The organism is Pseudomonas brassicae, assembly GCF_010671725.1.
GTDB lineage: Bacteria > Pseudomonadota > Gammaproteobacteria > Pseudomonadales > Pseudomonadaceae > Aquipseudomonas > Aquipseudomonas brassicae.
Genome location: NZ_JAAHBU010000376.1, coordinates 1 through 2,489, shown reverse-complemented (window position 1 = coordinate 2,489; position 2,489 = coordinate 1). Strand labels below are relative to the sequence as shown.

2 protein-coding genes and 1 pseudogene are annotated in these 2,489 nt (G+C 62.5%); 2 read left to right on the top strand and 1 reads right to left on the bottom strand.

The features are described 5' to 3' along the window. Window positions 1-102: 102 nt before the first annotated feature. Window positions 103-458 (bottom strand): annotated as a pseudogene (locus tag G3436_RS22010) (hypothetical protein). A 241-nt stretch (window positions 459-699) separates the two neighbouring features. Here G3436_RS22010 and G3436_RS22005 point away from each other — a divergent pair. Both G3436_RS22005 and G3436_RS22000 read left to right on the top strand, forming a co-directional pair. Continuing rightward, window positions 700-1,998: a serine/threonine protein kinase gene (locus G3436_RS22005; RefSeq protein WP_163949429.1), complete on the top strand. Its 1,299-nt coding sequence runs from the start codon at window positions 700-702 to the stop codon at window positions 1,996-1,998. Further along, on the top strand, window positions 1,991-2,489 hold a 499-nt coding region (locus G3436_RS22000), incomplete at its 3' end, for an MlaA family lipoprotein (protein ID WP_163949426.1). The genes G3436_RS22005 and G3436_RS22000, both read left to right, overlap by 8 nt.

The following is a 2,489-nucleotide window of genomic DNA, read 5'->3' as shown; positions in this document are numbered from 1 at the left end:
CAGCCTTCGCTGGCAAGCCACCTCCCACAGGTTCTCTACAGGCCGCAAGAGCACCGCTGTACCTGTGGGAGCTGGCTTGCCAGCGAAGGGCGCACCTGGGTTTCAAGCCCTGCTGCGCACCAGCCGCAATCCCGCCAGCACGATCGCAAACACCGCCAGGCTAACGTTGTACAGCACCAACGCCGCCGCCCCGAATACCAGCGATACGAGCGCCAGCCACCACGGCGTGGCACCACGCAAGCCACCAGGGCCAGGGCCAGGGCCGTCCAGCCCAGCACCCGGAAATGAATCAACCAGCCCAGTGTGGCCCGCAGCTGGCATTCCCAGCTCACCTGCACCGAGGTGCACACGCCCACCCACCGGGGGTCCTCCATGAAGCCGTAACGCACCCCATAGCAGGCGGCCACCCACAACGACAGGCACACCAGCAAGGCGATCGGCGGCAAACGGCGGTTCATGGCAACTCCGGAAACAATGAAATCGGCGCCCAGCATAATCCTCCGAGGCGTCTATGCAAGGCAAAAGCGCCAGCCTCAGCTACTTTAAGCACAAGAGAAATGAAACCTGCTGTTGCTCCGGCGCAGACCCGCACGGCAACATCCGGGACAATAAAAGCCGGGGCACAAGGCAACTTTGCGGATAACGCCAGTGTCCTAGCCTGCAGCACACACTTTGCTTTGCCTTTCCTGGGGATCCGTCATGCTTCGATCACTGCGCCTCGCCGCCCTGCTGGGTGGCCTCTTGTCGAGTGCGGCCGCTTCGGCGGTGGACGTCGATGCGGCCACCTATGGTTACCCACTGACCAATCCCTTCGAGGCGACCATCGCCTCCACGCCGCCCGAGCTGCGCCCGGAACTGCCCACCGACGACGATATCAACCAGTCCGACTACAGCCTGAACATCCGCCCGGAACGCGAGTTCATCCTGCCCGACAACTTCTGGGCCGTGAAAAAGCTGCGCTATCGCCTGGCCCGGCAAGACCACGAGGCACCGCTGATCTTCCTCATCGCCGGCACTGGCGCGCCCTATACCAGCAGCCTCAACGAGTACCTCAAACGGCTTTACTACAAGGCCGGCTACCATGTGGTGCAGCTTTCTTCGCCCACCAGCTTCGACTTCATCAGCGCCGCCTCGCGCTTCGCCACCCCCGGCGTCACCGCCGAAGACGCCGAAGACCTGTACCGGGTGATGCAGGGCGTGCGTGCCCAGCACCCGCGCCTGCCGATCAGCGAGTTCTACCTCACCGGCTACAGCCTCGGCGCACTGGACGCAGCGTTCGTCAGCCACCTGGACGAAACCCGGCGCAGCTTCAACTTCAAGCGGGTGCTGCTGCTCAACCCGCCGGTCAACCTCTACACCTCCATCAGCAACCTCGACAAGCTGGTACAAACCGAGGTCAAGGGCGTCACCAGCAGCACCACTTTCTATGAACTGGTGCTGACCAAGCTGACCCGCTACTTCCAGCAAAAAGGCTACATCGACCTCAATGACGCGCTGCTGTACGACTTCCAGCAGTCGCGCCAGCACCTGAGCAACGAGCAGATGGCGATGCTGATCGGCACCTCGTTCCGCTTCTCCGCTGCCGACATCGCCTTCACCTCCGACCTGATCAACCGCCGTGGCCTGATCATTCCGCCCAAGTACCCGATCACCGAAGGCAGCAGCCTCACGCCGTTCTTCAAGCGTGCGTTGCAATGCGACTTCGACTGCTACCTCACCGAGCAGGTGATCCCCATGTGGCGCGCCCGCACCGACGGTGGCAGCCTGCTGCAACTGATCGACCAGGTGAGCCTGTACGCACTCAAGGACTACCTGCACAACAGCCCCAAGATCGCCGTGATGCACAATGCCGACGACGTGATCCTCGGCCCTGGCGACATCGGTTTTCTGCGTAGTACCTTTGGCGACCGCCTGACCCTTTACCCGCACGGCGGGCACTGCGGCAATATCAACTACCGCGTCAACAGCGACGCGATGCTGGAGTTTTTCCGTGGTTAAACAACTGCTGATGGTGACGGCGTTGCTCGCCACAGGCCTGGCCCAGGCCGACGAAACGCCACCGCGGGCCAGCGTGGTGGAATCCGACGGCTTCACCGAGCCGCTCAAGGCGCTCAAGTTCAACCCCGGCCTGGACCAGCGTGAGTTCGAGCGCTCGACCCTGACCGCACTGAACGTCTACGACCCGCTGGAATCGATGAACCGCCGGCTCTACCACTTCAACTACCGCTTCGACCAATGGGTGCTGCTGCCGGTGGTGAATGGCTACCGCTACGTCACCCCAAGCTTTTTGCGCACCGGTGTAAGCAACTTCTTCAGCAACGTGGGCGACGTGCCCAACCTGTTCAACAGCCTGCTGCAGTTCAAGGGCAAGCGGTCGATGGAAATCACCGCACGCCTGCTGCTCAACACCACGATCGGTATCGCCGGGCTGTGGGACCCGGCGACCAAAATGGGCCTGCCGCACCAGAGCGAAGACTTCGGCCAGACCC